The organism is Parachitinimonas caeni, from assembly GCF_030129945.1.
GTDB lineage: Bacteria > Pseudomonadota > Gammaproteobacteria > Burkholderiales > Chitinimonadaceae > Parachitinimonas > Parachitinimonas caeni.
Genome location: NZ_JARRAF010000210.1, coordinates 1 through 396 on the forward strand (window position 1 = coordinate 1; position 396 = coordinate 396).

Consider the following 396-nt stretch of genomic DNA (forward strand, 5'->3'; position numbering starts at 1 on the left):
CTCGGGGTTGTCGGGGTTGTTCTGTGAGGCCAGTTTTACCTGTGGCTCGTCGTACAGGTAAGAGAGGTCGAGCACGAGGCTGCCTTGCTTGACCGTCTGATGTGTGTAGCTCAGCGTGTGGTCAATATCCAGGCCGAACTTGAGAAGCTCCGAGGGGTTGTCCTGGGTCCAGAACTGCAGGGAAACCTTTGAGCTTTGCACCGGTATGGTGTAGTTCACCTCCACAATGGCGTGGCGTTGGTTGGTATTGCTGAGGGTAAGGGTGCGATGGCCACCTTCCAGGTTGACCGAGAGGCGGTCATACCAGGTCTGGCCGCCGGTGCTCAGGCGGTAGATGTAGTTGCCCGTCTGCTTGGGCAGCGTGCCCACATGCAGGAAGCCAGGCAGGTTGACGCC

At 58.8% G+C, this 396-nt stretch carries 1 protein-coding gene; it reads right to left on the bottom strand.

Translation table 11 applies throughout. From position 1 onward, the window contains the following. A partial coding sequence (locus PZA18_RS24350; RefSeq protein WP_284103474.1) for a hypothetical protein occupies positions 1–396 on the bottom strand: 396 nt, incomplete at both ends.